The sequence below is a fragment of the Mesorhizobium sp. M1329 genome (genome assembly GCF_040318035.1).
Classification (GTDB): domain Bacteria; phylum Pseudomonadota; class Alphaproteobacteria; order Rhizobiales; family Rhizobiaceae; genus Mesorhizobium.
This window is the reverse complement of sequence record NZ_JAMYLN010000001.1, coordinates 245296-270273: the sequence shown is the minus strand read 5'-3', so window position 1 is coordinate 270273 and position 24978 is coordinate 245296. Positions and strand designations below refer to the sequence as shown.

Genomic DNA, 24978 nt, shown 5'->3' with positions numbered 1-24978 from the left:
GTTGCAAACGCCGTCTAGTATCTCGGATCACGCGTGAACTTACCCCCGAGGAGACAAGGTCATGCACGCATGAGCGTTACCGACACGGTCCGGCACAGCTCGAAACAGGTGATCTACGAGGGCCATCCTGACCTCGGCCACAACTACCGACTGACCGACCTGCACGCTGCCATCGGCGTGAGCAACTGCAACGGCTTCCCGCACTCGTCACGCGGCGGGGGCAGCTCGCGGCGCAATTTGGTGAGCGCCTTCGCGATATCGCCGAACTGGAAACACCTGCCGAGCCTTGCTGGACTCGCAGCAACTGGCAAGGCTACTGTTGAAAATTCCCCCACTGGTTCGACCAGCGGGGCCGTCTGCCCCCCTGGAGGGCGCCGTGTTTGTCCTATTGCGATACCGAGGCGATGCGGGAGCTCCTCCCTGAGATCAGTCGGAGCGCCGACGACGGCGTGCATGCGGTGCTGATCCTCATCAGGCCGGATCGCATGTGACGCGGAAAAACATCACCCTGATGTTCATGCCGCCCGCTCACCGGAACTGAAACGTGCGGCAATTCATGACAAGGGGCTCTCCAACCGTATATTCAAGGACTACGACGAGATCCTCAATCATTGCTGCGCCGCAAAGAACAAGCTCCTTTTCCAACTCCGGAGGACCTACGGACCCTGTGAGCCGCCCCTCGCAATGTGGTTTTTGGCGGCAGCAAAATGTGCGAGACCGTGCCGTCTAGGCGACCGTTTTGATATGCGCCGGGGCGGCGTCCTGCCGCCAATCTGACAGCAACTGGGACAGGCTCGATGATCGGAATTGAGAAGCGGGAGCGCAATGCGACTTCGTGCACGGCAAGCGGTCCGCCACCGATGACGATTGCCTCTGCCGCGCCCTCCGAGATCGCAGCCTCACACGAGCGAACCAGGCTCGCTTCGAGGCGGACGGGATCCATTAGTCCGACAACGTCGCCTTGTGTAAGTCGCTCGCCGGTAAAGAGAGCCTCGTAACCATATTTGGCCACCCGCTCATGAATAGCCAAGACCAGACCCGGTGTAGTCGTCACGACCGAGAAATTCGGAGACCGTCGCTTGCCGCTTCGATGGTTCCTGCCTCGGCGATCCGGCAACCGGAATGCACGACTTTAGGATTCCAGGATCCCCGGCGCCGTGGTTCGCCGTGGTTCTGAGCCGTCATTCACGTGGACGACCTGACGCAGGGCTTGACGCGTCAGATGAATTAAGTCGCGAATCGACCAAGCCCTCAACCTTGGCAATCGTATCGAGGTAACCATAGCGGAACGGGCCGTCTCATGTTTTCCTTTCATCGGCCCGCGGGAAACCAAGCCGGTAATCCTCGCGGCCGCGCAATCCTTTGCCACGATGGGCTGAGTCGGTGAAACCACGAGCTCGGGTTCTTGACCAAAAGCCCAGGTTGAAGATCCGGGATACGCCTCGATGATGCTGCCCTACGCCTAATGAGGGTATTTTGGTGTACGGTTTTCCTGGCGTAAGGTCAAAAAAGAAACTGTGCGGTTGGCGCGTGGAGCACCTAATCGACGTGTGTGTCCCAAGCGCGCCAGGTGAGAAGCGATGATGACAAGGCAATCTTTCATAACCGTGCTTGTCGGGCCGAGCGAGTTACTTCGAGAAGGTCTTAGTCGAATCCTGAATGAAGAAGATTTTTGTGCCCTTTTCTCTGCGGCTTCTGTTAACGATCTTTTGCAAAGGCCGCTACCGCATCACCGGTCGATCTTGCTAATCATAGATATCGGCGGTGCTGATGCGGAAGCTGAATTCGCACAAATTGTTGAGTTTAAGGCGATTTACCCAGACAGCCATGTCGTTGCGCTAGCTGATCACTGTCGCACGGCCGATATAGTTTCAGCTTTTCGGGCGGGGGCTGACGGGTATCTGACAAAGACCGCTGCTTACGACACCTTCATCAAAGCTCTCGAATTGGTTATGCTTGGGCAAACGGTGCTACCTGCGGAAACTTCGATGGTTATTCAAAATATAAGGCAAGGTTCGAACAATGAACCGATAGCTGATGAGTTACCAAAGGTGGAAGGTAAAGTGGAGAGCGAGGATCAAGAAAAGGTAATTTTGTCGAATCGCGAGAACTGTATTCTGCGCCGTTTGATCGAAGGGGAGTCAAACAAAGCCATCGCGCGCGAAATTAACATTGCCGAAGCTACGGTGAAGGTACACGTCAAAGCCATACTTCGAAAGATTCGGGTCCGCAACCGAACACAGGCTGCAGTTTGGGCGATGAATCATGGTATGCTTACTCCACCGTCTGGCAACGGCGCGTCGGAGCGGTCTCACCATCGGCATGATCTACTTGAAGCAAAAAATGCATACCTCGTTTTCGACAATCGTCCTCCTATATGACCGACAGATCTTCGTTCTGGCTGGTGCAATCACTTGCAGAAGCCTCCCCGATCAAGAACGCATGGGCTCAAATCATTCCGGGCGGATGGCCGAAGAAGCGCGGTGGAAATCGTATCAGAGGGGCGTATCATCTGGATTCCGCCAATGTAACCACGACCCGTCTTAGATCCGGTTGTTTTTTTGCCCGTTGTCCTCTGTACTCAACAGCGTACTCAACAGCGGTGGATCACGAATTGGATCGCCTCAAACGGTTTGAACTCTGTGCGTGATTGAAAAAATAGACGGATCTTTACTGCCATTGTGAATTTAAGGGGATTTTTCATTAAATGGGCCAAACAAAGACTGTTTCTGGTTTGTCGTTCAGCGAAGCCCGGATCGGAACGGTTGAAGGCGGAGAATACGGCCTCCTGGTTTGGAAATGCGACCAACTGGTGGCGGTCCTTACCCAGATCGACGAGGAAGCCTACTCCACCAAAGGCAAATGGTTCCTCGAGACGGGATTCGGGCTGCTGAGCGGGCAGCACAAGAATTTCGATACGATCGAGGAGGCCATAAGATGGGTAGGAAGACACACCTTCCCCGACCCTGCTTAGTAGCAGATTAAGCCGCCGATTGCGCCCTTGGACTTTCACAATATATATAATCGATTGGGATGTACTCGATCGGGCAAACAGTCGAATACAGCCGCGAGAGTCACCCAAGGTGGCGTCGGCTCACTCCTCAGCCAGAGTTCCTTCTGCGAGAAGATCGTTGACCTTGCAGGCGACTTCGGTGCGGTTGGTCGCCTTTAGTTTCTTCATGATATTGCGGATGTGGACCTTCACCGTGCTTTCGCGCAAATTCAGTTCGTAGGCGATCATCTTGTTCGCCTTGCCGCGCCGGAGTGCTTGCGCAACCTCGGCCTGCCTAAGCGTGAACATGCCTGCCAAAGGCTGCGTGTCGCGGCTGCCCGAATCTATCAGGTGCCGCATAGCAAGGACACTGCTCGCCGGCACGAAGATGCCTCCCGCTGCCGCCAGGTTGATAGCCTCGACGCAGACATCGATTCCAACAGAGGTCGGAATGTAACCGCGTGCACCGCATTCGAGAGCGGTCAGTATCTGGGCAAGGTCTTCGGTGTCGGCCAGGACGACCACAGGGACTGATTTGAACTCGCACGAAATATGCCTGATCTCGTCAGCGATGCCACGATCGGTGACCTTCCGACTGCCAAGGTTGAAGAGTATGGCTGCAAGGGGAGGGGCCGAGCTCTTTCTGACGCGCCATTCCTCGAGGGACCCCAAGGCGGCGACATCCATGCCGAGTTCGTGGTCCACGAGAGCCGATGCGAGACACTCGCGGTCTAGAGCCCTTCCGTCCAAGATGAGGAGGCATTCCCTGCCTGTCTGCCTTTGGACGATTCCCGTTCCGCCGGACGGGACTTCTGACCGATTGGCCGAATTATAATTGTGCAGTCCTGCCGTGGCACCCATGTCAATACTCCCTCTTTCCCACACAAGTCGCCTTGCGCTGGCCGACATAATTTCCACATTCTCTCCCAGTGAAAGTCTGGTACTGCGCGTTTTGAAAGGTCGAGACTCGATTACCCCATTTGCGTCGTTTTCAGTTCCCCAACCCCCAGCGATAGCCAGCGTGGGTAAGTGTAGGGGTTATTTATAAGCAGTCTCTAACATAGATTGCTTTTTTCGTAATTTTCAGGGAACCGATGCCAAGCTGGACCCAATGGGCTTCTGTCCGAAAGACGCATGCATTGGACCACCTAGCCACAGGCAGCCGAATGTGAGTCAGCTGGTGCCTTCCGACATTTCACCGGCAGACCAGAACTGCCGAAAGTGCCCTTGACATTGTCGGAGGACAGTGCGGGTAGCCTTGGCTCAACACTTTCGTTCGAGCACGCCGTGGTAAACGGCCCATTGCGCATATTTCGGCAGCACGCCGCCCTCGCAATAGGCCAAGCTGCCGCGGTCATGATGACCTCGCCTTGTCACACTTTGATCAGCAGGAAGGGGGTTGCGTTCCGCTCGGCCCAAGCCTTCGACCGCCTCGAACCGGATACCGCTGCCGTCGAGACATACCATGCTATGCTAGGTGTCCGGCGCACGACCAGCCCTCCGTAAATGTCGTCTCGAACTGTTCCGGCTACGGAACGATCGTTTTCAGCGGAAATTTTGGCTTCCATGTGCTGGCATTCAAGCAGCTAGCCGCTACCTGAGATACTCGCTGTCGAATCCGGCTGTTTCGACCAGCTTCTTGCGGTTGATCACCTCAACATGGCCTGACTTGAAAGAGACGAGATCCGCCTTGCGGAGCTCCCTTAAAGTTCGGTTGACGTGAACCGTGGTCATTCCGAGGATATCGGCCAGTTCATGCTGGGCAAGAGGACACTCATATCTCCCATCCACCGACAGCCCAACCATGGAGAGCCTCTCCTCCAACTCGAGCAGGAAATGGGCGGTACGCCTCATCGCGTTCCGCCGGCCGGTATTCATGAGATGTTCGGCAAGGATGGCGTTCAGGCGCGCCAGCGAGCTGGCGATTTTCTTCCCGATGCGGCCGTCCGACAGGATGGCCTCGACCAGTTCCTTACTGGAAATTTCATAAACAGCTAGTTCGGTTATGGACGCCAGCGACGCAAGATGGGGTCCGTCCAAGCCACGGAAACCGACGACGTCCCCCTTGAGGGGAGTGTCTATGATCTGCCGCTGTCCGTCCGGCAGTGCGTGATAAAGAATTGCCCAACCCGATTTTACAATGAATAACTCACTGTCGTCGTCATCCTGGCGGCATATCACCGAATGGGGTTTATAGATTTTTGCGGTAACACCGAGAAAATCGTTGTTCCCCCACTCGTTTTTCGACAACGTTCCCCCTATGGGATGCGAGCACATGAACTCCAATAGTGTCTGCATGAAGAATCGCGAATCTGCTTCTGTTGCCACACGACTGACAATAGTTTCTCCCGGACACATCGACAGAACGACCTCTTAGCCTAAAGGCGGGTTGGCCCACTGTCCTCGTCTGTTCGAATGAGGTAAACTGCCGTTAACCTAGAGAGTGTTCAGGGGCGGTCAAGTCTCCCGGTAAGGCCAGAAAACGGGCTCCGAAACGCCAATCACTTTGCGACGCAGTAGTACGGCTTGGTTGTGCAATACTAAGGCTGATCCGATTTCGTCCCGCTATGCGGCACGTGACAATTAGAGATCAAGCAAAACGTCCCCTTGCGGGCGGCTGCAGCACGCCAGGACGTAGCCTGCCGATTTGTCTTCCGATGACAGCCCGCCCAAGTCATCCATGACAACTTCGCCGGACAGCTTGGCGATCCGGCACGTACCGCAAACTCCCTGTCGGCAAGCGGTCGGAACGTAAACTCCACATTGGCGCGCAGCTTCCAGCAGGGTCTCCCCGGTCGCGCAGTGATGCGCAATGCCTGAGCGGGCGAAGCGGACCGAAGACGAAACCTTTGAATCCGACACCGAGCGCGAAACGTTGCCGCCTCCGAAGCTCTCCTCATGATACTGTGAAGGAGCGACGCCGATTGCCTCCAGCCAGCCGCGCGCTGCCTTCATGTAGGATTCCGGCCCACAGGCAAAAACCGTGCGGTTGTGCAGATCGGGAACCAAGGTCAGGAGTATCTCACTGTTAATTCGCCCGGTTGGACCCGTCCAGGCCGGGTCTTCCTTACTGCAAATGCAAGTCACTTGAACATTGGGAAAGCGAGCGGCAAGTGCGTCCAGTTCAAGCCGAAAGATGATGTCGTCCGGCGTTTTCGCACTGTGAATGAAGCGGATATCCTGGTCGGCTGCGCGGTCGGTAAATGCGCGCAGCATCGACATGACGGGAGTTATCCCGCTGCCACCCGAAAGGAAAAGGGACTTTCCGTGCGGCAGATCATCGAGATTGAACGAGCCGAGCGGCCCTTCGATCTCGATCCCATCACCCGGCTTCAAATTGTCATGGAGCCAATTCGAAACGAGCCCGCCCGGCGTCCTTTTCACGGTGATCTGCAGGTCTAGCGGCCGCGTCGGTGGTGACGAAACAGAGTAAGAGCGCGTCACTGCGGCACCGTCGATCCTCAGGTGCACCAGAACATACTGGCCAGCGCTGAAGCAGAACATCCGATCTGAATCGGGTGTGAGAACAAATGTTTTCACATCGTGCGTCTCGTCGATCACGCGCCGGCAGAGCACAAGCTGCGGCGTGGTCTGTGCCCACTGCCGGTGAAGCCTTGTTGGGGCGAAGCCGGGGGCGCCTAAGGCCGCATGTGCGTTCATCATTCAACTCGGGTTTGAAGTCGAGCCAAGATGCCACTTCAAAACCCGCCGAACAGCCGCGCAATCCTGCCTTTATGATCGGTAATTTCGATTAAACTTCCAGGGACATTACAGCCACCTGGAGAGCTCGAATGCCCTTGCGAATAATGGGTTCGTGTTTGCGGCGCGCAAGTATCGCGGTGTGGACTGGCTGGTGCAGCGTCGGCGCTCCCTCGACGAGGAACGATGGGAGCTCGGCCGTGAACCGGCGCGCATCGTCGCTGCGCATATAGCAGGTGCCGCCCGTTCGCCGCAGCATGATCTCCGCCAGAGTTTCCGATCCCGTCGAAAGCCGGCAGATCGCCAACTGGGCCAGCAGCTCTGCGTGCGTCTTTTCCAGCACGGCGGTGTAGCCCGGGCGAATGTAGGTGTCAGGGTCGACGTCGGACAGCGTTCTGGCAGCCGTCGAAACCATCACATATTCCTCGACCATCAGATGTTCGTAGGCGATCTCAGGCAGGTAACGAGGCGCATAAAGCACGGCGATATCCAGATTTCCCATGCTTAGGTCGCTGACCATCTGGTTCGAATAGTCCGACTCGACATGGATCGAGGATTTGGGAAGGGCCTGGCACAGTGTCTCGACCCATCCGGGCAGGACCGAGCGGGTCATGCCCACCTGTGCGGCGATGCGCAAGGTGCCCTCGAAACGGTTGAACGCTCGCACATCGTGTCGAGCTTGCGACCAGGTCGACAGTAGGGATCTGGCGTAGGCTTCGAACCGCCGTCCTGCGGCTGTCGGCTCAGCACCGGCACGCCCGCGCTGAAAGAGCTCGGACCCGATGGCGCTCTCCAGATTCTTGATGCGGGTGCTGATCGTCGACTGGGTCAATCCCAACCGATCGGCGGTGCGATTGAAGTTTCGCGACTCGATGATGTCGAGAAAGGTTTCGATGTGATCTAGCTGCACGTGACTTCCGATCGAAAAAGTCGATCATATTGCGCAGGATCATAAGCTTGATCAAACAATACTCAAGGCGGAAGCTGCACGCAGTGAGATCGGCCGGCAGATCGACCAGGCTGAAGCTACGGAGCTGAGCAACGTGTTCATAGTCGACTGCGATTGTCACAATTACTGGTCAAGCGCGACCGTATTGGAGCCTTACCTTTCCGGCCTATGGAAGGACATGTTCGTCGAAGGCGAGAAGACAGGTCCCGTTGGCGCCTTCCCGCATGGCCATCGTCCCTGGTTTCATCCGCAGGACTTCTCCCGCAAGGACGTCCGTCCGAAAACAGAAGCCGATAACTATCTCATCATGAAGGAAAAGCACCTGGACAAGTACAAGGTCGATGTGGCGATCCTGACCGGCGACGAGCCGATCGAGGCTTCCACCCTCGCTAATCCTTATTATGCCAGCGCCCTCGTCAGCGCCTACAATGACTACCAGATCGACCAGTGGCTGCCGAAGGACGATCGTTTCATGGGCTCGATCATCATCGCGCCACAGGATCCGAAGCTCGCGGCCGCCGAGATACGCCGTCTGGGCAATCACCCGCGCATGGTTCAGGTTCTCGCTTCGCAAGGCTCCGTCAAGCCCTATGGCGATCCGTTTTATCATCCGATTTATGAGGCTTGCGCCCAGGTGGGGCTGCCCTTTGCCATTCATTTGGGCGGCCATGGCGGCGTGAATTCGACGGCGATTGCTCCGGCCCCGACGACGTTCTTCTGGGAGACGCATGCCATCCTGCACATGTCGGCCATTTCGCATGTCGCAAGCATGATTGCGCATGGCGTCTTCGAAAAATGGCCGGACCTCTACTTCGTGGTCATCGAGTGCGGCGTCGCCTGGGTGCCGTCGGTATTGTGGCGCCTGGACGCCGATTACAAAGCGCTACGCAAAGAGACGCCATGGCTGAAGATGCTGCCGTCCGAATACTGCCGGCGCAACATCCGCTTTTCCACGCAGCCGCTGGAGCAGCCCGCAAATATCCAGCATCTCTGGTCCACTCTCGAGGCGATGGATGGCGAAAATACGCTGATGTTTGCCTCCGATTATCCGCATTGGGATTACGACGATGCCAACACGCTGCAAATCCCCCCTGCTTGGAAGAGCAAGATCATGGGGCTGAACGCGCTGGAGGTCTACAAGCGCATCCCCCGCGCGCAAGCGGCGAATGCCGCCTGAGGAAGCAGACGATGCCCGAGAAAACATACATCTGCAGAGTCGACGAGATCGAAACCGGATCTCCCTTCATCGCCAAGATCCGCAGCCTTTCGGTCGGCGTTTTTCGCATCGGAGACTCATTCCACGCGCTGCTGAACGTTTGTCCGCACCGAGGCGCTCCGCTTTGCGAGGGGCCGCAATGCGGAACAACTGCACCGGTCGAAGAGGCGCAATTCATCTATCACCGCGAAAACGAGATCGTGCGCTGCGCCTGGCATGGCTGGGAATTCGACATCAAATCAGGCGCGGCCCTGGTCGATCCGTCCGTTCGTGCGCGCACATTTCCAGTCACCGTCGAGGCGGGCAGCATCTATGTGACGGCCTGATTGAGGTACGGATTCGACGAGTAGCAGAAAGGGTGATCGCGGCTAACGGGCAGATTTCTTCACAGGGTGCGTGACGAACAATAACGCGGAAAATCCGCAATGGGAGAATCAAATGTCAGAATCTGAATACAAGCTTGGTATCGCTCAAAGCCTGATTGGCCGCGGCAAGATTTCCCGTCGCGACTTCATTCATCTGGGGCTAGCCGCTGGGCTTACGCTCACCGCTGCGGACAAGCTCTTCGTCAGCACGGCCCGGGCCGAACCGCTGCAGGGCGGCTTCGCCAAGCTCGGCATGGCACATGGCGCAACGACGGATTCGATCGATCCGGCCGGCTACCTGGACACCTTCACACAGACAGCGTTCTCGGGCTCGATGTCCAACAGCCTCACCGAGGTCGACGCGAAAGGCAACGTCCAACCGGACCTTGCCGAGAGCTTTGAATCATCCGATGGCGCCAAAACCTGGGTTTTCAAGCTGCGCAAGGGCGCAACCTTCCACAACGGCAAGAATGTGACGGCGGACGACGTCGTGACTTCGCTGCGCTATCATATGGGCGACGAAACCAAATCGGCAGCGAAGCCGCTGCTTGAGCCCGTCGCCAGCATCAAGGCGGATGGTCCGCAGACGGTTGTCTTCACGCTGAAAAGCGGCAACGCCGATTTCCCCTACATCATGAGTGACTACCATCTGGTCATCATGCCGGCCAAGGACGGCAAGGCGGATTGGGGATCGGGCGTTCGCACCGGCGCTTTCGTGCTTGAGAATTTCCAGCCCGGCGTTTCGGCCAAACTCAAGCGCAATCCCAACTACTTCAAGAACGGCAAACCCTATCTCGACGAGGTGGAGTTTATCGCCATCACCGATCTCGCCGCTCGCATGGCCGCGTTATCGACAGGGGAGGTGGACTATATTGGCCGCGCCGACCTCAAGACCCTCGGCATGTTGAAACGCAACCCCAAGGTGGAGATCGTCGAGGTCACCGGCTATGGCCACTATACCTTGCCGATGAATGTCACGATGGCGCCGTTCGATAATCCGGACGTCCGAATGGCCTTAAAGTGGGCGATCAACCGTCAGGAGATCGTCGACAAGATCTTTCTCGGCCACGCCACTGTGGCCAACGACAACCCGATCGCGCCGGCGATTAAATTCGCCACAAACCCGCAGCCGCAACACAGTTTCGATCCGGAGAAGGCCAAGCACTATCTGAAAAAGGCCGGGATGGAAAAACTGAAGGTGGACCTCTCGGTCGCCGATGCCGCTTTTGCGGGCGCTGTGGACGCGGCTGCGCTCATCCGCGAGACGGCAGCCCAGTGCGGCATCGACGTAAACGTCGTGCGTGAGGCCGAGGACGCCTATTGGGACAATGTCTGGCTCAAGAAACCCTGGTGCGCTTCCTATTGGAGCGGTCGGGCGACGGCCGACTGGATGTTCACGCAAGCCTTCGCCGCGGACTCCAGCTGGAACGAGTCGTTCTGGAAGAATCCCCGCTTCAACGAGTTGCTTGTCCAGGCGCGCGCCGAGACGGACGAGGCCAAGCGGGCGGCAATGTATGCCGAGATGCAGCAACTGACCCATGATGATGGCGGCAGCATCGTGCTGGTCTTCAACAATTTCGTCAGCGCCAAATCCAATAAGCTCGCACATGGCGAAGTGGCGCCGAACTGGGAGAATGATGGACTGAAGATGGCCGAACGCTGGTGGATCGCCACTGCGTGAGAGTGCGGGCCGGACCCGCGATGGCTACTGGGCTCCGGCTTGCAGCCGCGTGCCCTGCCGGGTGTGGCAGGGCAGCGACGGCAACGGGAAACGCGTCCAAATGAACCCCGTCGCAAGAACGGTTCTGCAGCGCCTTGGCCTCGGCCTGGTCACGCTTTTCATCGTGTCCATCATTATCTTCTCTGCGATTGCAATGCTGCCGGGCGACTTCGCCAAGGCGATGCTCGGACAATCCGCAACACCCGAAACGGTCGCCGCCTTCCAGCGAGAAATTGGCATCGACCGTCCGCCTGTCGAGCGCTACTTCGTCTGGGTCGGGCAGATGCTTCACGGTGATTTCGGCTCTTCCTTCGCGAGCCGCACCGGATATCGGCGCACCGTCGCCGAGATCATCGCGCCACGCCTCTATAATACGATGTTCCTCGCATCGATGACTGCGCTGATCGCAGTTCCGCTGGCCCTGGGACTGGGCATCCTCGCTGCGCTCTACCGCAATGGCTGGTTCGACCGGCTGGTGAACGCAGTGACGCTGACAACCATTTCGTTCCCGGAGTTTTTCGTCGCCTATATGCTTGCCTACCTGGTCATCTCGCGCGACACATTCATCGGATCCGAGTTCGCACAATCCCTGCCGCATTGGCTCGCAGTGTCACTGAACTGGCTACTCAACGCAGTTCCCAAATTCCCGACATTGTCCAACGTGAACGACCAGACGCCGTTCTGGGACCACGTCTGGAAAGTAGCCTTGCCGGCGACCACGCTTACGCTCGTCATCGTGGCACACATGATGCGCATGACACGAGCGGCGATCATCAACATGCTCGCAAGCCCCTATATCGACATGGCGCGTCTCAAGGGAACGTCGCCCATGGCCATCGTGCTCAGGCATGCCTTGCCCAACGCATGGGCTCCGATCGTCACGGTGGTGGCGTTCAATCTTGCTTATCTCGTCGTCGGAGTGGTCGTGGTCGAAGTGGTGTTCGTCTATCCCGGCATCGGTCAGCTGATGGTCGACGCGGTCAAATCAAGGGATGTTCCAGTTGTCCAGGCTTGCGCCCTGATTTTCGCGGCGACCTATATCCTCCTCAATCTGACTGCCGATATCATTTCCATCGCCACCAATCCCAGGCTCTTGCATCCGCGATGACCAGCTACGAACCCATCGCTCAGGTTCACAGGCTGAGGCGCTCGCGCGCCACCCGGGTCAAAACGGCACTGAAGAAGGCACCGTTCAGTGCCTGGTTCGGCATCCTCGTGATCATCGGCTATGTCATCGTTGCGATCTTCGCGCACTGGATCGCCCCATACGGCGAAACGCAGGTCTTCAGCGAAGCCTTCGCACCGTGGAGCCAAGAGTTCAAGTTGGGAACCGACCAGCTCGGCCGCGATATGCTCACGCGCTTGATTTACGGTGCGCGCAACACCATCGGTATCGCCATCGCGACCACACTGCTGTCCTTCGCAGTCGGCGTCTCGCTCGGCCTTCTCGCTGCATTGTACAGGGGATGGCTGGACCAGATACTCTCGCGTGCCGTGGATGTGTTGATGTCGATCCCAAGCCTGATCTTCGCCCTGGTGCTGCTCTCGATTTTCGGCTCGTCGATCACCAGTCTGATAATCATCATTGCGCTGCTCGATTCTACCCGTGTCTTTCGGCTCGCACGCGCCGTCGGGCTCAACGTGGCAGTGATGGAATATGTCGAAGTGGCGCGATTGCGCGGCGAAGGCCCGAAATGGATCATCGCCAAGGAAATCCTTCCCAACGTGATGCCGCCGCTGGTTGCGGAGTTCGGCTTGCGATTTTGTTTCGTATTCCTCACGATCGCGGCACTGTCCTTCCTGGGCGTCGGTATTCAGCCACCGACCGCCGATTGGGGATCGATGGTGCGCGAGAATGCGACCCTGATCACCTACGGCGATGTCACGCCGCTGCTGCCGGCCGGCGCGATTGCCCTCCTCACGGTCTCCGTGAATTTCGTCGTGGACTGGTTCCTGCACGCAACAAGCGGGTTGCGGGATGAAAAATAGCGCTCCCGGATTGCGCGAAAAAGGCAAGGATCTGCTTCAGATCCGCAATCTGCATGTGGAGGGGTTCTCGGACGAGCGATGGCATCCCATCGTCCGCGGGGTCGATCTGGCGCTGAAGCGGGGGGAGGTTCTTGGCTTGATCGGCGAGTCGGGCGCCGGCAAATCCACCATTGGCCTCGCCGCGATGGGTTACGCCAAGCCGGGCTGCCGTATTACTCAGGGCTCGATCCTGTTCGACGGGATCGATCTTCTGGCACTCAGCGAAACAGGGCGGCGTCGCCTCAGAGGCTCCCGTATCGCCTATGTCGCGCAAAGCGCCGCAGCCTCTTTCAATCCGGCCCACCGGCTCCTCGATCAGACTATCGAAACTGTGGTGGCGCATGGGATTGCCAGTCGAGAGAAAGCGAACCGCAGTGCGGTCGATCTTTATCGTCGTCTTCAGCTTCCAGATCCGGAGACCATCGGCTTTCGCTATCCACATCAGGTATCCGGCGGACAGTTGCAACGGGCAATGACCGCGATGGCGATGGCTTGCCGCCCGGACCTCATCGTTTTCGATGAACCAACGACGGCGCTCGATGTGACGACACAGGTCGAAGTTCTCGCCTCCATTCGCAACATCGTGGAGGAATTCAACACCGCTGCAATCTATGTGACGCATGATCTGGCGGTGGTGGCCCAAATGGCGGACCGCATCATGGTTTTGCGCCATGGACTTACCGTGGAAGAGGCAGAAACGCGCCAGATGCTCGCCTCGCCCCGCCAGGAATATACCAAAACGCTCTGGGCCGTGCGCAAGCTCGCGAAGCCCGAAGTTCCAGCCGATGAATATCTGCTTACCATAGACAACATCACGGCGGCCTACGGCCGGGCGGTTAAGGTGCTCCAGGATGTCTCCATCAAAGTTCCACGTGGAAGAACAGTGGCTGTGGTCGGCGAATCCGGTTCCGGGAAATCGACGCTCGCTCGCGTTGTTACCGGGCTGCTGCCCCCGCTTTCGGGGTCGATTTCCTTTGCCGGCCAGACCCTTTCCAAGACCCTGAAGTTGCGCCCAAAAGAGATCCTGCGCCGCATACAGATGATTTATCAAATGCCCGACAACGCGCTAAATCCGCGCCAGACGGTCGAAGAAGTCATAGCGCGACCGCTTGAATTCTATCTTGGCCTCAAGGGTGCGCAGCGGGACCGGCGGATCGGCGAACTCATGCACATGGTCGAGATGAGCGAAGCTTACCTTGATCGTCTGCCAGCCGAACTGTCGGGCGGCCAGAAGCAGCGCGTTTACATCGCCCGAGCGTTGGCCGCCGATCCGGAACTCATCATCTGCGACGAAATCACGTCCGCGCTCGACCAGATTGTGCAGGAAGAAATCCTGAAGCTCTTAATGCGGCTTCAGCGCGAGCTCGGCATGAGCTACATTTTCATCACCCATGACATTGCCACCGTGCGAGCGATCGCCGACGAAATTGTCGTCATGCACCAGGGTAAAGTCGTTGAGCAGGGATTAAAGAGCGAAATTCTCACGCCGCCGCATGCCCCCTATACCGAACGGCTTTTGTCCTCCGTGCCGGAAATGGATCCGGATTGGCTGACAAGGCTGCTGGCCAGCCGGAGGATGTGATCGTCGGGCAGAGTGTTCTTCCATGTCGCCACGGTTTACAGTCTCGCGGTAGGCGCTCGGCGAAGCCGCGCTCGATCGCAAACGGACAGCGCGCATCGCCCCGTCCAAACGAGGTGAGGGACCCTTTGCCGTCACTCGGTTTTCTGAGAGCATGACTGAGTACGCGCAATCCGGAGCCGATATTCCATGCCGACAAGAACCGATGCTAGTGAAGCGCGCCGGTGGTTTGCCGAAGACCTGCGTGTCGCATCACCTGTCTTGCACAACCCTGCGGTCATCGAGGCCTTCGCAAAGGTTCCGCGCGAACACTATCTTGGCAACGGGCCCTGGCGTATCCATTCGCGATTGCAAATCGGGGCGGTCCATACCAGCCCTTCAGCCGCACTTCATGAGATTTATCACGACGTTCTGGTCTTGCTTGACGAAAAACGCGGACTAAACAGCGGCTTGCCGTCGCTTTGGGCATTGGTTTTCGACCATCTGAACATCGCTCCCGGCCAGACTGTCCTTCAGGTGGGCGCCGGTGTCGGCTATTTCACCGCCATCCTCGCTGAACTGACGGGTTCAGAAGGACGCGTGATCGCCTATGAGATCGACGAAGAACTAACTCGGCGCGCGCAAAGCAATCTTGCTCATTATGCCCATATCGAAGTGGTGTCTGGTGATGCAACGCAGGCGGTCGATCTGCCAGACCTCGATGTCGTGATCGCTTTTGCCGGAGTGACGCACGTGCCGGAACGGTGGCTTTCAAATTTGTCCGATGCTGGCCGGATGGCATTGCCGTTCACAGGTGAAGACCGACGAGGTTTCATGATGCTTCTGGAAAGGGCTGGCGATACGTTTCCCGTACGATCACTGGTGCCATGCGGGTTTTACCCCTGCAGCGGAGCCAGGCGCAGTGACGAAGAAAAAAGGCTTTGATGGCCGCCCTCAAGGCTGCGCGAGGCAAGGTCACCCATCTCGCCCAATATCACCGAGGGCGACCAACAAACGGCTCGAGAACGCTTGGTTGGTGACCGACACATACTGGATTTCGAAGGCCTAGAGATCGACATCGATCTCGCGTGTCGCCGTCGTAGCGTGCGGCACGGCGTTCCACGAAGGATCTATACCAGCGGGCGCAGTCCGGAACTCATTGCGTCCCGAATTTCCCCGATCCGCGCGTGGGGATTGCAGCCGCGGTCCTGGCCGGCTGCAGCGCAGGCTTTCTCTTGTCCGACGATTGACTAGACCTATCCCGTACAGCGCGATCCGCCGCCGAGACATCTCCGACCAGCGACGCAAGTTCGGTCTCATCGAGCGTCTCGGTCTCGAGCAGCCTGCGTGCCGCCCTTTCCAGCACGTCGCGCCGCTCGATGAGCAGGCTGACGGTTCGTTCGAACGCGGCCTCCACAATGTCGCGCACTTCCGCGTCGATGGCATCGGCGGCGGCTTCGCCGTAGTCGTGCTCGCGCGGTCCGCCGGCGAGCGGGTTGGGGCTCAGGAAGGAGCGTGGATCCTTTTCCAGCGCCACGTGCCCGAGTTTTGCCGACATGCCGTAACGCGTCACCATGGCGCGCGCTATGTCGGTTACCTTGGCGAGATCATCGGCGGCTCCGGTGGACAGATGGCCGAATACGATCCATTCGGCCGCCCTGCCGCCGAGCAGCACCGCCATCTTGTTGTCCAGCTCCTCGCGCGTCATCAGGAAGCGGTCCTCGGTCGGACGCTGGATGGTGTAGCCGAGCGCGCCGACGCCGCGTGGTATGATCGACACCTTGTGCACCGGGTCGACGCCAGGCAGGACCATGGCTACCAGCGCATGACCCATTTCATGGTAAGCGACGATCTCGCGCTCCTTCGGGTTCAGGAGCCGATTGCGCTTCTCCAGTCCCGCGACGATGCGCTCCACCGCATTGTTGAAATCGTCCATCGTTACCGCATCCGCCTTGCGGCGCGTGGCGAGCAACGTCGCCTCGTTCACGAGATTGGCCAGGTCAGCACCGGTGAAACCGGCCGTCAGCGCCGCCACTTTTTCCGCATCGACATCCGTCGCCAGCTTGGCCTTGCTCATGTGAACCTGCAGGATCTTGATGCGACCCTGCTTGTCGGGCCGGTCGACCAATACCTGGCGGTCGAAACGGCCGGCGCGCAGAAGTGCCGGGTCAAGGATTTCAGGACGGTTCGTCGCGGCCAGCAGCACGACGCCGGTCTGTGGATCAAACCGTCTAGTTCGACCAGAAGCTGGTTGAGCGTCTGCTCCTTTTCGTCATGGCCGCCGACCATGGTCCCGCGGGCGCGGCCAAGCGCGTCGAGCTCGTCGATAAAGATAATCGCGGGGGCCTTGGACCGCGCCTGTTCGAAAAGATCGCGCACGCGCGCGGCCCCGACCCCCACGAACATCTCGACGAACTCCGAACCGGAGATCGAGAAGAACGGAACCTTGGCTTCGCCCGCGACGGCCTTGGCGAGCAGGGTCTTGCCCGTGCCCGGCGGGCCGACCAGCAGCACGCCTTTGGGCATGCGGCCTCCGAGGCGGCCGTATTCGCCTGGGTTCTTCAGAAAATCCACAATCTCCTGCAGCTCGGCCTTGGCTTCATCGACCCCCGCCACATCGTCGAACGTCACCCCGGTATTGGCTTCGACATAGACTCTGGCCTTGCTCCGGCCGATTTGCATCAAACCTCCGACGCCGCCATTCATGCGTCTTAGAAGCAGCATCCACAGGCCGAAGAAGACGAGCACCGGCACAACCCAGGAAAGAAGGTCGCTCAGCAAGGTGCTCTCGACCTGGCCGGTCACAGTGACACCGTGCTCCTGCAGGTCACGGGCAAGGTTCGGCTCGACGCGTGTGGTGATAAACAGCGGCCTGCCGTCTTGTGGCTCCTTGAAACGGCCCTGGATGAAGCGGTCCGAAACCTGCACCTCAGCGATTTTGCCGGCGTTCAGCAAGGCCTCGAACTGGCTGTACGGTATTTGGGCGACGTGCTGCGTCGTGGCATAGATGTACTGGACGACCATCACGCCCACGAACGCCGCGACCCAGTACCAGATATTGAACCGCGTCTTTCTGTTGCTCATGTCCATGGCCGCCTCCAGAAGGAAACGGATATAGGTCGCCTAGCCCGCGCGGCATCGGTGTAGGCGGGGTCCGGCGCAAAAAAGTGGGAGGCCCAGACCAGCCGGCGACGATAATGGGCCTGTCATTGTCCTTTCCTGCCCGGCCAACGCGTCGTGCCGTTTCTTCCGCTGGATAGAGTCCGTCATGCGTTGTTGAAATGGCGGTTGACGGCTGCATTGCACTCGCCGGTAAGCGCCTGCGAAATGGCGGCGCTGCTGCTCTGCAGCAACGCCGGGCGGTTCCAGACAAGGTGTGCGCGGCCTGCAGCCCCGTTTCCGCATCGGACGATTCGACGCTGGACTTTTCGGCCGCCGGGCTCCCTTGAACCGTGTAGGCAGCGTTCGGCATAGTCGATAGCCGCCTGAGCCGTCGGAAAATCGAGCTCCACCTGGGTCAGCGTGTCACCACTTCCGGTGTAGCCCATCAGCGGTTCAATGACCGGCGCAGTACGCCACTCGAACACCAGCCGCCAGCCTTTCGGCCGCGCACGGCCCGAGGTCATGACTGAGCGGCAAGGCTTGTAGATCCGCGCGACCGGATCATGCGGGAACTCGGATCGACCGAATGACAGCGCTCGCCCGCGGTTGTCGTTTGCCGCTCCGAGATTTTCCACGACTGGTGTGACTTATCTTTCTTGCTTCTGCATCATTCATCCCTCCCATTTTGGCGAAGGATGCGCCGGAGGCGGCGGCCTGCCGCCTCCGACTTACTCCATGGGTCAGTGGGTGATCGGGATGCGCTTCACCTTCGACTGTTCGTTCGGGTTCTTCGGCAGTGTCAGGGTCAGGACGCCATTGGCAAAGGACGCCTTGACCTTGTCGTCCTCGACCTCGTAGCTGAGGGGTATGCGCCGCTCGAAGTGACCGTAGAAGCGCTCGGAGTAGTCCTTCTCGTCGGTCTCCGACCGCTTTTCGCCACGCAGGGTCAGCACGTCCTCATCGAGCAGGACTTCGATATCCTTCTCTTCCATACCGGGGACTTCGGCGGTGACGCGAAGCTCATTATCCGACTCCGAAATCTCCACCTTCGGCCAGCCGCTATCGAAAGGCAAAAGCTGTCCCGCAGTAGGCAAGCGCGTCTCGAAGCTCCTCAACATATCGTCAAAGAGCCTGTTTACCTCGCGGTGAAGCGAAAGAAAGGGATCGCCACCGCTATAGGTGCTCGGGGCCTGGTTGCTGTTGCGGCCCCACGGGATAAGGTCACGCATGTTCATCTTCATTCACCTCCACGTTCAACCGCGCGGCACCGGGCGAATGCCGGTGCCTGTCGCTTCTGATTCACTCTGACCTCAGGCTGCGTTCTTTTCGGCGTCAATCTGCCGCGGCGCTGCCTTAGCCGTGCTGCCGACGATGGCGATCCGGCGCTGTTTCATCTCTTCGGGAAGCTCGCGCTTGAGATCGATGTTCAGCAGCCCATTGTCCAGGCTGGCGCCGACGACCTTCACATGGTCGGCCAGTTTGAACCGACGCTCGAAGGCGCGCCCGGCAATGCCGCGATAGAGATACTGGCCGTTATCGTCGCCAGATTGTGACCCGCTCACAACCAGCAGGTTGGGCTGATGAGTGATGGTCAGCTGATCCTGCGAGAAGCCGGCGACCGCCATGGTGATGCGATAGTCGTCCTCACCAGTCTTGGCGATGTCATAGGGCGGCCAATCGTCTATCGCAGTGACACGGCTCGCATCTTCCAGCATGTTGAAAATCCGGTCGAAGCCGATGCTGGACCGGAACAGAGGGGTAAAATCGAGGTTTGTCCTCATAGCCACATCCTCCTTTGAGCAACATGGATACAAGAAGCGCCAAGAGCGCCTTGACGCCTCCTGGACTTACGCCGGACCCGTTTGGCGACCGGCAATTACTTATTTATAACAGTGCCTTACGCGTTCAAGAGGGCTATAGGAAAATTTTCAGCCAGACGACTAGGTCGCAGAGAACACCTCACCCGCCCGCGAGTTCCTCGCCAGCGGGCGGATGCCTCGGATGCTGAGAGTGGCCGCGTTCAACTCAAAGTCGATCGACGGATGCTGTAAAACCGGTGATCGCGATGCTGTCGATCTCACGACCCCGACCGGCGCCGGGAAGCTTCCCCAATTGGTCCAATTGGCGCAACGCGTCCATGATGGCATCGAAGCTGACCGGTTCGGTGACTCCCGGCGGCATGCGCAGCGCCGGGACCGATTCCACTGCACAGGCATCCGATGCCCATGACGAAAGGGTTGCGCGCTTCTCCTAGACGTCCAGCGTCACGTCGGTCAGCACGTCCTGAGGTCGCTCGAAATGCCGCGCCGGATGGAGCAACCGGTCAAGAAAAACATCCGGTCCCTCGGGCCCGATTGGGGGAAAACTCGTCGAAATGGCACCTTCCATCGATAGTCCTCCGCTTTGAAAGTCTCCTCTGTTGACGTCATCTTTGGTGGCTCTCGCGATTCCCACCAACTGAGATTTTGGAGAGTTTCGACCAAATTTCAATGGCCTCGCGAGGACACATCCTCGCAGTTCAGCCCCCATCAACATTTTTTCGAACCGGTGAAACAATCGGCGTGAATGTCAGTTCTTGCGTCTGGGACAAATCGCAGCAGCGCCAGGGCGGTCGGGCAGGAGAATCAATCATGTCTTACATTTGCAGGAAGCGACTGTGCATTGGCCTCGTCGCAGGAATTTTGATGCTCTCGGCTGGTGGCTTTGCTCCGCTTTCAGCACAGGATATCCCGAACGACTTCAGCGCAATCGTGCGTCAGAAGCTGCCGGCCGTGGTCGCGATCACGACGAGGCAGATCATCCAGGACCAAACGATGCTCGACGATTTTCTCAACCCCTTCGACAGCCGCGGGCCCGCTCAGCCGCAGGTGCGAGAAGCTCTTGGCTCCGGCTTCGTGATCAGTCCCGAGGGCTACATCGTCACCAACAATCATGTCGTGGCCGACTCCACCGAAATCCACGTCGTATTCTCCGATAAGGAGACTTCGCCGGCGCGACTGGTAGGCCGCGATCCAGCAACCGACATCGCGGTGCTGAAGGTCGATCCACGCCCCAACATGACGACCACCGCCTGGGGTGACTCTGACGCAATGCAGCCGGGTGCCTGGACGATCGCGATTGGCAGTCCCTTCGGGCTCGGGGGAACCGTTACCGTCGGCGTTCTTTCCGCCCGCTCGCGCGACATCCAGGCCGGCCCTTACGACGATTTTCTCCAGACAGACGCCTCGATCAATAGAGGCAATTCCGGCGGCCCGCTGTTTAACGCGCGCGGCGAAGTGATCGGCGTCAACACGGCCATCGTCTCGCCGTCGGGCGGCAGCATCGGCATCGGTTTCGCCGTGCCGTCCCGAACTGCTCGAAGCGTCGCCGATCAGTTGATCCGCACCGGCCGGATCGAGCGCGGCTTCATCGGAGTGCGTCTCCAGGAGGTGACGCCGTCGCTTGCCCAGGCGCTTGGCATATCGAGCACCAAGGGAGCGCTGGTCGCCTCGGTCGAGCCCGGCAGCCCGGCGGAGAAGGCAGGCTTACAATCGGGCGATGTGATCACCCGGTTCGACGGCCAGGACATCCAGGGCGTCCATGACTTGACGCTGGCGGCAGCGAACGAAAAGCCAGGGTCGAAAGCGACGCTGACGAGGAACCGCGGCGGCTCCCAGCAGGAGGTTGAACTAACCGTCGGTCAACGCAAGGACGAGGAGGTACAGACTGGTGCCGTTCCGAGTCCGGAAGGGGCGGACCAACGCCTCGGGCTGTCGCTCAGCCCCATTCCGGATGAAGCGCGCCAGCAACTCGGTCTCCAGCCGGGTACCACCGGGGTGTTTATCCAGGAAGTGGCGCCGAATAGCCCCGCTGCCGAGAACGGCCTTCGGCCAGGCGACGTCATCGTCTCGGCCAACAACCGCAATGTGACGCAGTCGTCGGATATCCAGCAAGAGTGGGCGAAATCCCGTCAGCAGAAAAAGCCCGTCCTGTTCCGCATCGAAAGGCAAGGACAATCGCTTTTCATTGCAGTGGCCGCCTCCTGACGCGGTGCTGCGTCAGGCCATGCGCGGTGACGAAGAAGTGGCCTTGATGGCCACCCTCAAGGCTGTCCTGGCAAGATTACCGGACTCGCGCAGTATGATCGAGGCCGACCAGCAAATGGTCGCGAGAACGCTTTGGCTGGTGACCGGCACATACTGGATTTCGAAAGCCTGGCGATCGATATCAATCTCGCGTGTCGCCGCCGTAGGGTGTGCCATGCATTGAAGGGCGTTCCACGAAGGATTTATACCATTGCGCCAGTCGTGGCCTTCCCTGCAGGAAGTCCGCCAGTCCGCGGAATTCCGGCCAGCTTAGACGAGTGGCGAGCGCGATGTGGCCGACATGGAGCGGCGCGTCGAATTCGACCTCGCGTTCCACGAAGTCATAGGATTCGATAAGCTTCGTCGTCATGCCTGCGCCCAAGGCGGGACAACGCAGATGTTCAGGGCGACGCTTGTTTTCCCAGCGGATGGAAATGCCTGCGTCGCACATGCCGCCGGCGAGCGCCTGGAGGCGCAAGGCGGACCACTTGGCCCGCCCTGTTTCGGGCATGAGCCGACAATTGCTTTCGAGATTGTCGAGATAGTCGCAGATTACGCCTGAATCGAAGATCGCATAGCCGTCCTCCAGAACGAGAACGGGCACCTTGCCAAGCGGATTGATCGCAAACACATCATCATTGCGATTGATCGGGCTCGTCTCCTGATGAATGACGCACAGACGTCCGGCAAGCCCAGCCTCGTGGGCAAAGACCAGAACCTTGCGCGCGTAGGGGAGTGAGTCTGGTAGATGAGTTTCATGGACCGGTTCTGCGTTAGGTCTGGAACGCGGGCAACTCGAGCAGTCCGTGGCCCAGCCGCTCTTCTGCTCCATGGTTCCCGGTTCGGCGCCATCGTCATGCGTCCTTTTCCAGTTCGGACTCGGTCACGATGTTCAGCACCCGGCTCGACCGGTCGAGCGCAAGCTCCTGCGACATGCCGGAAGCCGCGACGGCCGTGGCGAGACCGGCAAGGCCGGCGGCACCCGAAGGGGTTGTGCCTGGACCGTTTGCCTCGCGAAGCCGGCTCTTCGCGTCGGCAAGCGCCGCTTCGGAGACGGTTATGACCCGAGCGTTGGCTCGGCGGAGCACGTCCGCCCTAGGGCTAGCTCCGGTGGACGTGGGATCGCACGCATCGATCCGGGACCTTCTTAGGGTCGTTCCCGTACCGATTTGTACTAGCTTCCCGCCAGCGACAACCCGCGGGCGCGCTCGCATAGCAGGACAAGCAATTCACCCCGTCGCGCTTCCGGCGTGTCGACGGGCAACACGAAGCAAAGAGTCTTGTTGATCGCCCCGTTGCCATCGCGGATGGGCGCGGCCATGCACCAGGTGAAGCGGTCGGCCAGAGCAGCCGTCTCACTGAAACCTTGCTGGCGCGCCAGAGCTACATCGCCGAAGAACTCGGCTGGCGCAATGACGCGGCCGTCGGGAAGCTTGTAGTCGCCAGGCGGAATGAAGTCCTGTATTTCCTGCTTGCTCATATGGCCGAGCAGCAGCCTTCCAGACGCCGTCCACGGGATCGGCACCTCGACTCCAACATCGCTTGAGATCCGGAACGGGCCGGGCGAGTCCCGGCAATCAAGGACGACGTATTTGTTCCCGCGCAGGCCACACAGTTGGACGGTCTCGCCCGTCTCCGCGCCTAGTCTGTCCAGGGTTTCGATGATGCGCCGATAATGGGCATTATGATGTGAGTAGGCCCAGCCGAACAGATGCATCGCCTTTCCGAAATAGACATAGCCTTCCGTCCCGACGTTCTCGAGCATTTCGGCTTCCAGCAGGCTGTTGACGATCTCATAAGTGGTCGAACGCGGCGCGCCGATCATCTTGGCGATATCGCCGACGCGCATCGGCGCGCGCTGCCGCAGAAGCGCTTCAAGCAGCGTGATGACGCGGTCAATCCCGCGGCGCCGTTCGCCATTGCGCGGCTCGGTGCGGACTTCCCTTTCGATCAAACCAGTCACGCCATCGCTCATGTGGGCCGCACCCCGCGCAAAATCATTTCGGCACTCGTCCCAAGACGCTTGAAAGATGTCAAGGCTCAGTCTAGCATCCGATCTGTCCGATATACAGGCCTATTGTCTGGAATATCGGACAATAACGAGCCAGGCGCAGAAACTCCTGACGAGAAAAAGCGCGGTTTCCGAGATGCGGCAACCGGCGAGTTTTCTCGTCTCGACCCCGCACGTCAGGCATAACCTCAGAAGGGAACAATCATGACCAAATCATCGTTTTTCGCATCCGCCAGCGCCCTTTGCCTCGGTCTTCTCCTCAGCGTTGGCGCCGGTTCGCAGGCCAACGCCGCCGCTAAATGCATCAAGGGCGACCGCAAGGCGCCGTATACGATCGGCTGGGCCAACATCTATTCAGTGCCGACCTGGATGAAGCAGACACAGGGCACGATCGAAGCCGAAGTCGAGACTTTGAAGAAGCAAGGCTTGGTCGACAAGCTCGTCGTGACCGACGCCCAAGGCGATGCCAACGTCCAGATTCAGCAGATCCAATCGATGATCGATTCCGATGTCGATGCCATCATCCTGATCGCTGGCTCGTCGACTGCGCCGGCGCGCGTGCTGGCGGACGCCTGCGCCAAGGGCATCGCGATCATCAATTTCGACAGCCTCGTCGACACCGACCAGGTGACCGCCAAGGTCAACACCGATTCCTCACAGTGGGGCGATCAGGCGGCCAAGTTCCTGATCGACGCCATCGGCGGCAAGGGCAAAATTTTGATCCTCAATGGCCCAGCCGGCGTTTCGGTCAGTGACGACCGGCGCAAAGGCGCCGATGCCGAGCTTAAGGCTCATCCCGATGTGAAGGTGCTTGCCGAAACGAACACGCCCTACAATGTCGCGCCCGCCCAGGAAGCCGTCACCAGCCTGCTTTTCGCCAATCCCGAAATCGACGGCATCCTGTCGCTCGGCGGCGCTCTGTCGGCGGGTGCCGTGCTCGCGCTCGACAAGCAGGGTCGCGACCAGGTGCCGATCACCGGCGAGAATGCGCGCCAGTTCCTCGAACTGTGGAAGGAAAAGGGCTTGAAGAGCTGGGCGACGATGCAGCCGAACTGGCTCGGCGCTTTCGCCACCTACACGGCCGTACAGGCGCTGGACGGCAAGGATGTGCCGGCTTTCGTCAAGATCCCGCTGCCGGTGATCGACAATTCCAACATCGACGAATATCTCGCCCGGGCTAAGGATTTCCCGGCTGACGGCTACATCTATTCGCCGTACGATGAGGATCTGTTCAAGAAGCTGCTGGCCCAGAAATAGGCCTGAAGGGTTGTAGC

23 protein-coding genes and 3 pseudogenes are annotated in these 24978 nt (G+C 59.1%); 12 read left to right on the top strand and 14 right to left on the bottom strand.

The features are described 5' to 3' along the window. Positions 1-69: 69 nt before the first annotated feature. Positions 70-320, top strand: a pseudogene (locus NKH21_RS01330) (DegT/DnrJ/EryC1/StrS family aminotransferase); the annotation flags it as partial. A gap of 284 nt (positions 321-604) precedes the next feature. Here NKH21_RS01330 and NKH21_RS01325 read toward each other — a convergent pair. Then, complete coding sequence (locus NKH21_RS01325) at positions 605-1117, bottom strand: aspartate/glutamate racemase family protein (protein ID WP_352862798.1); 513 nt, start codon at positions 1115-1117, stop codon at positions 605-607. 463 nt (positions 1118-1580) lie between these two features. On the opposite strand from NKH21_RS01325, the gene NKH21_RS01320 reads away from it, so the two are divergent. Continuing rightward, entirely contained in the window at positions 1581-2381 is an 801-nt protein-coding gene (locus NKH21_RS01320; protein ID WP_352862797.1) for a LuxR C-terminal-related transcriptional regulator, read from the top strand. Between the two features lie 326 nt (positions 2382-2707). Next, entirely contained in the window at positions 2708-2974 is a 267-nt protein-coding gene (locus NKH21_RS01315) for a hypothetical protein (protein WP_352862796.1), read from the top strand. A gap of 120 nt (positions 2975-3094) precedes the next feature. On the opposite strand, the gene NKH21_RS01310 is transcribed toward NKH21_RS01315, so the two are convergent. The 4 genes from NKH21_RS01310 to NKH21_RS01295 form a co-directional block, all read right to left on the bottom strand. Next, positions 3095-3853, bottom strand: a complete 759-nt coding sequence (locus tag NKH21_RS01310) for a LuxR C-terminal-related transcriptional regulator (RefSeq protein WP_502911831.1) — start codon at positions 3851-3853, stop codon at positions 3095-3097. Positions 3854-4585: 732 nt separating this feature from the next. Next, positions 4586-5242 (bottom strand): Crp/Fnr family transcriptional regulator, encoded by a 657-nt coding sequence (locus tag NKH21_RS01305; protein ID WP_352862795.1) that lies wholly within the window; start codon positions 5240-5242, stop codon positions 4586-4588. 333 nt (positions 5243-5575) lie between these two features. After that, positions 5576-6652, bottom strand: coding sequence for an FAD-binding oxidoreductase (locus NKH21_RS01300; protein ID WP_352862794.1), 1077 nt, complete (start codon positions 6650-6652; stop codon positions 5576-5578). 91 nt (positions 6653-6743) lie between these two features. Then, a complete protein-coding gene (locus NKH21_RS01295; RefSeq protein WP_352862793.1) occupies positions 6744-7601 on the bottom strand; it encodes a LysR family transcriptional regulator in 858 nt (285 codons plus the stop codon). A gap of 133 nt (positions 7602-7734) precedes the next feature. Between NKH21_RS01295 and NKH21_RS01290 the strand changes: the two genes are divergently transcribed. The 7 genes from NKH21_RS01290 (at position 7735) to NKH21_RS01260 (ending at position 15472) form a co-directional block, all read left to right on the top strand. Then, positions 7735-8817, top strand: coding sequence for an amidohydrolase family protein (locus tag NKH21_RS01290; protein WP_352862792.1), 1083 nt, complete (start codon positions 7735-7737; stop codon positions 8815-8817). A gap of 11 nt (positions 8818-8828) precedes the next feature. After that, on the top strand, positions 8829-9182 hold the full coding sequence (locus NKH21_RS01285) for a Rieske (2Fe-2S) protein (RefSeq protein WP_292653661.1): 354 nt from the start codon (positions 8829-8831) through the stop codon (positions 9180-9182). Positions 9183-9294: 112 nt separating this feature from the next. Beyond that, the gene (locus NKH21_RS01280) at positions 9295-10902 is read left to right on the top strand and encodes an ABC transporter substrate-binding protein (protein WP_352862791.1); all 1608 of its coding nucleotides are present in this window, start codon (positions 9295-9297) and stop codon (positions 10900-10902) included. Positions 10903-11002: 100 nt separating this feature from the next. After that, entirely contained in the window at positions 11003-12049 is a 1047-nt protein-coding gene (locus NKH21_RS01275; protein WP_352862790.1) for an ABC transporter permease, read from the top strand. Continuing rightward, positions 12046-12930, top strand: a complete 885-nt coding sequence (locus NKH21_RS01270) for an ABC transporter permease (RefSeq protein WP_352862789.1) — start codon at positions 12046-12048, stop codon at positions 12928-12930. The genes NKH21_RS01275 and NKH21_RS01270 overlap by 4 nt, the downstream gene beginning before the upstream one ends. Further along, on the top strand, positions 12920-14551 hold the full coding sequence (locus NKH21_RS01265) for an ABC transporter ATP-binding protein (protein WP_352862788.1): 1632 nt from the start codon (positions 12920-12922) through the stop codon (positions 14549-14551). The genes NKH21_RS01270 and NKH21_RS01265 overlap by 11 nt, the downstream gene beginning before the upstream one ends. A gap of 186 nt (positions 14552-14737) precedes the next feature. Further along, a complete protein-coding gene (locus tag NKH21_RS01260) occupies positions 14738-15472 on the top strand; it encodes a protein-L-isoaspartate O-methyltransferase family protein (RefSeq protein WP_352862787.1) in 735 nt (244 codons plus the stop codon). A 211-nt stretch (positions 15473-15683) separates the two neighbouring features. On the opposite strand, the pseudogene ftsH reads toward NKH21_RS01260, so the two are convergent. From ftsH to NKH21_RS32750, 6 genes and pseudogenes are all read right to left on the bottom strand, one after another. After that, positions 15684-17617: pseudogene (gene ftsH, locus NKH21_RS01255) on the bottom strand (ATP-dependent zinc metalloprotease FtsH). Positions 17618-17988: 371 nt separating this feature from the next. Next, positions 17989-18264 (bottom strand): annotated as a pseudogene (locus NKH21_RS01250) (NADH dehydrogenase ubiquinone Fe-S protein 4); the annotation flags it as partial. A gap of 105 nt (positions 18265-18369) precedes the next feature. Next, positions 18370-18864, bottom strand: a complete 495-nt coding sequence (locus NKH21_RS01245) for an Hsp20/alpha crystallin family protein (protein WP_352862786.1) — start codon at positions 18862-18864, stop codon at positions 18370-18372. 75 nt (positions 18865-18939) lie between these two features. Further along, entirely contained in the window at positions 18940-19410 is a 471-nt protein-coding gene (locus tag NKH21_RS01240) for an Hsp20 family protein (RefSeq protein WP_352862785.1), read from the bottom strand. 244 nt (positions 19411-19654) lie between these two features. Next, positions 19655-19834 carry a hypothetical protein gene (locus NKH21_RS32755; protein ID WP_502911830.1) on the bottom strand — a complete coding sequence of 60 codons (180 nt, stop codon included), beginning with the start codon at positions 19832-19834 and terminating at the stop codon, positions 19655-19657. A 45-nt stretch (positions 19835-19879) separates the two neighbouring features. Then, the gene (locus NKH21_RS32750; protein ID WP_352974341.1) at positions 19880-20017 is read right to left on the bottom strand and encodes a hypothetical protein; all 138 of its coding nucleotides are present in this window, start codon (positions 20015-20017) and stop codon (positions 19880-19882) included. A gap of 242 nt (positions 20018-20259) precedes the next feature. On the opposite strand from NKH21_RS32750, the gene NKH21_RS01230 reads away from it, so the two are divergent. Further along, positions 20260-21654, top strand: a complete 1395-nt coding sequence (locus NKH21_RS01230; RefSeq protein ID WP_352862784.1) for a Do family serine endopeptidase — start codon at positions 20260-20262, stop codon at positions 21652-21654. A 181-nt stretch (positions 21655-21835) separates the two neighbouring features. Here the strand turns inward: NKH21_RS01230 and NKH21_RS01225 are convergent, their stop codons facing one another. The 3 genes from NKH21_RS01225 to NKH21_RS01215 all read right to left on the bottom strand — a co-directional run bounded on the left by NKH21_RS01225 (position 21836) and on the right by NKH21_RS01215 (position 23656). Beyond that, positions 21836-22525, bottom strand: coding sequence for a glutathione S-transferase family protein (locus NKH21_RS01225; RefSeq protein WP_352862783.1), 690 nt, complete (start codon positions 22523-22525; stop codon positions 21836-21838). 22 nt (positions 22526-22547) lie between these two features. After that, the gene (locus NKH21_RS01220; RefSeq protein ID WP_352862782.1) at positions 22548-22781 is read right to left on the bottom strand and encodes a hypothetical protein; all 234 of its coding nucleotides are present in this window, start codon (positions 22779-22781) and stop codon (positions 22548-22550) included. Positions 22782-22867: 86 nt separating this feature from the next. Next, positions 22868-23656, bottom strand: a complete 789-nt coding sequence (locus tag NKH21_RS01215; protein WP_352862781.1) for an IclR family transcriptional regulator — start codon at positions 23654-23656, stop codon at positions 22868-22870. Positions 23657-23908: 252 nt separating this feature from the next. Between NKH21_RS01215 and NKH21_RS01210 the strand changes: the two genes are divergently transcribed. Then, positions 23909-24961 carry an ABC transporter substrate-binding protein gene (locus NKH21_RS01210; RefSeq protein WP_352862780.1) on the top strand — a complete coding sequence of 351 codons (1053 nt, stop codon included), beginning with the start codon at positions 23909-23911 and terminating at the stop codon, positions 24959-24961. Positions 24962-24978: the final 17 nt, after the last annotated feature.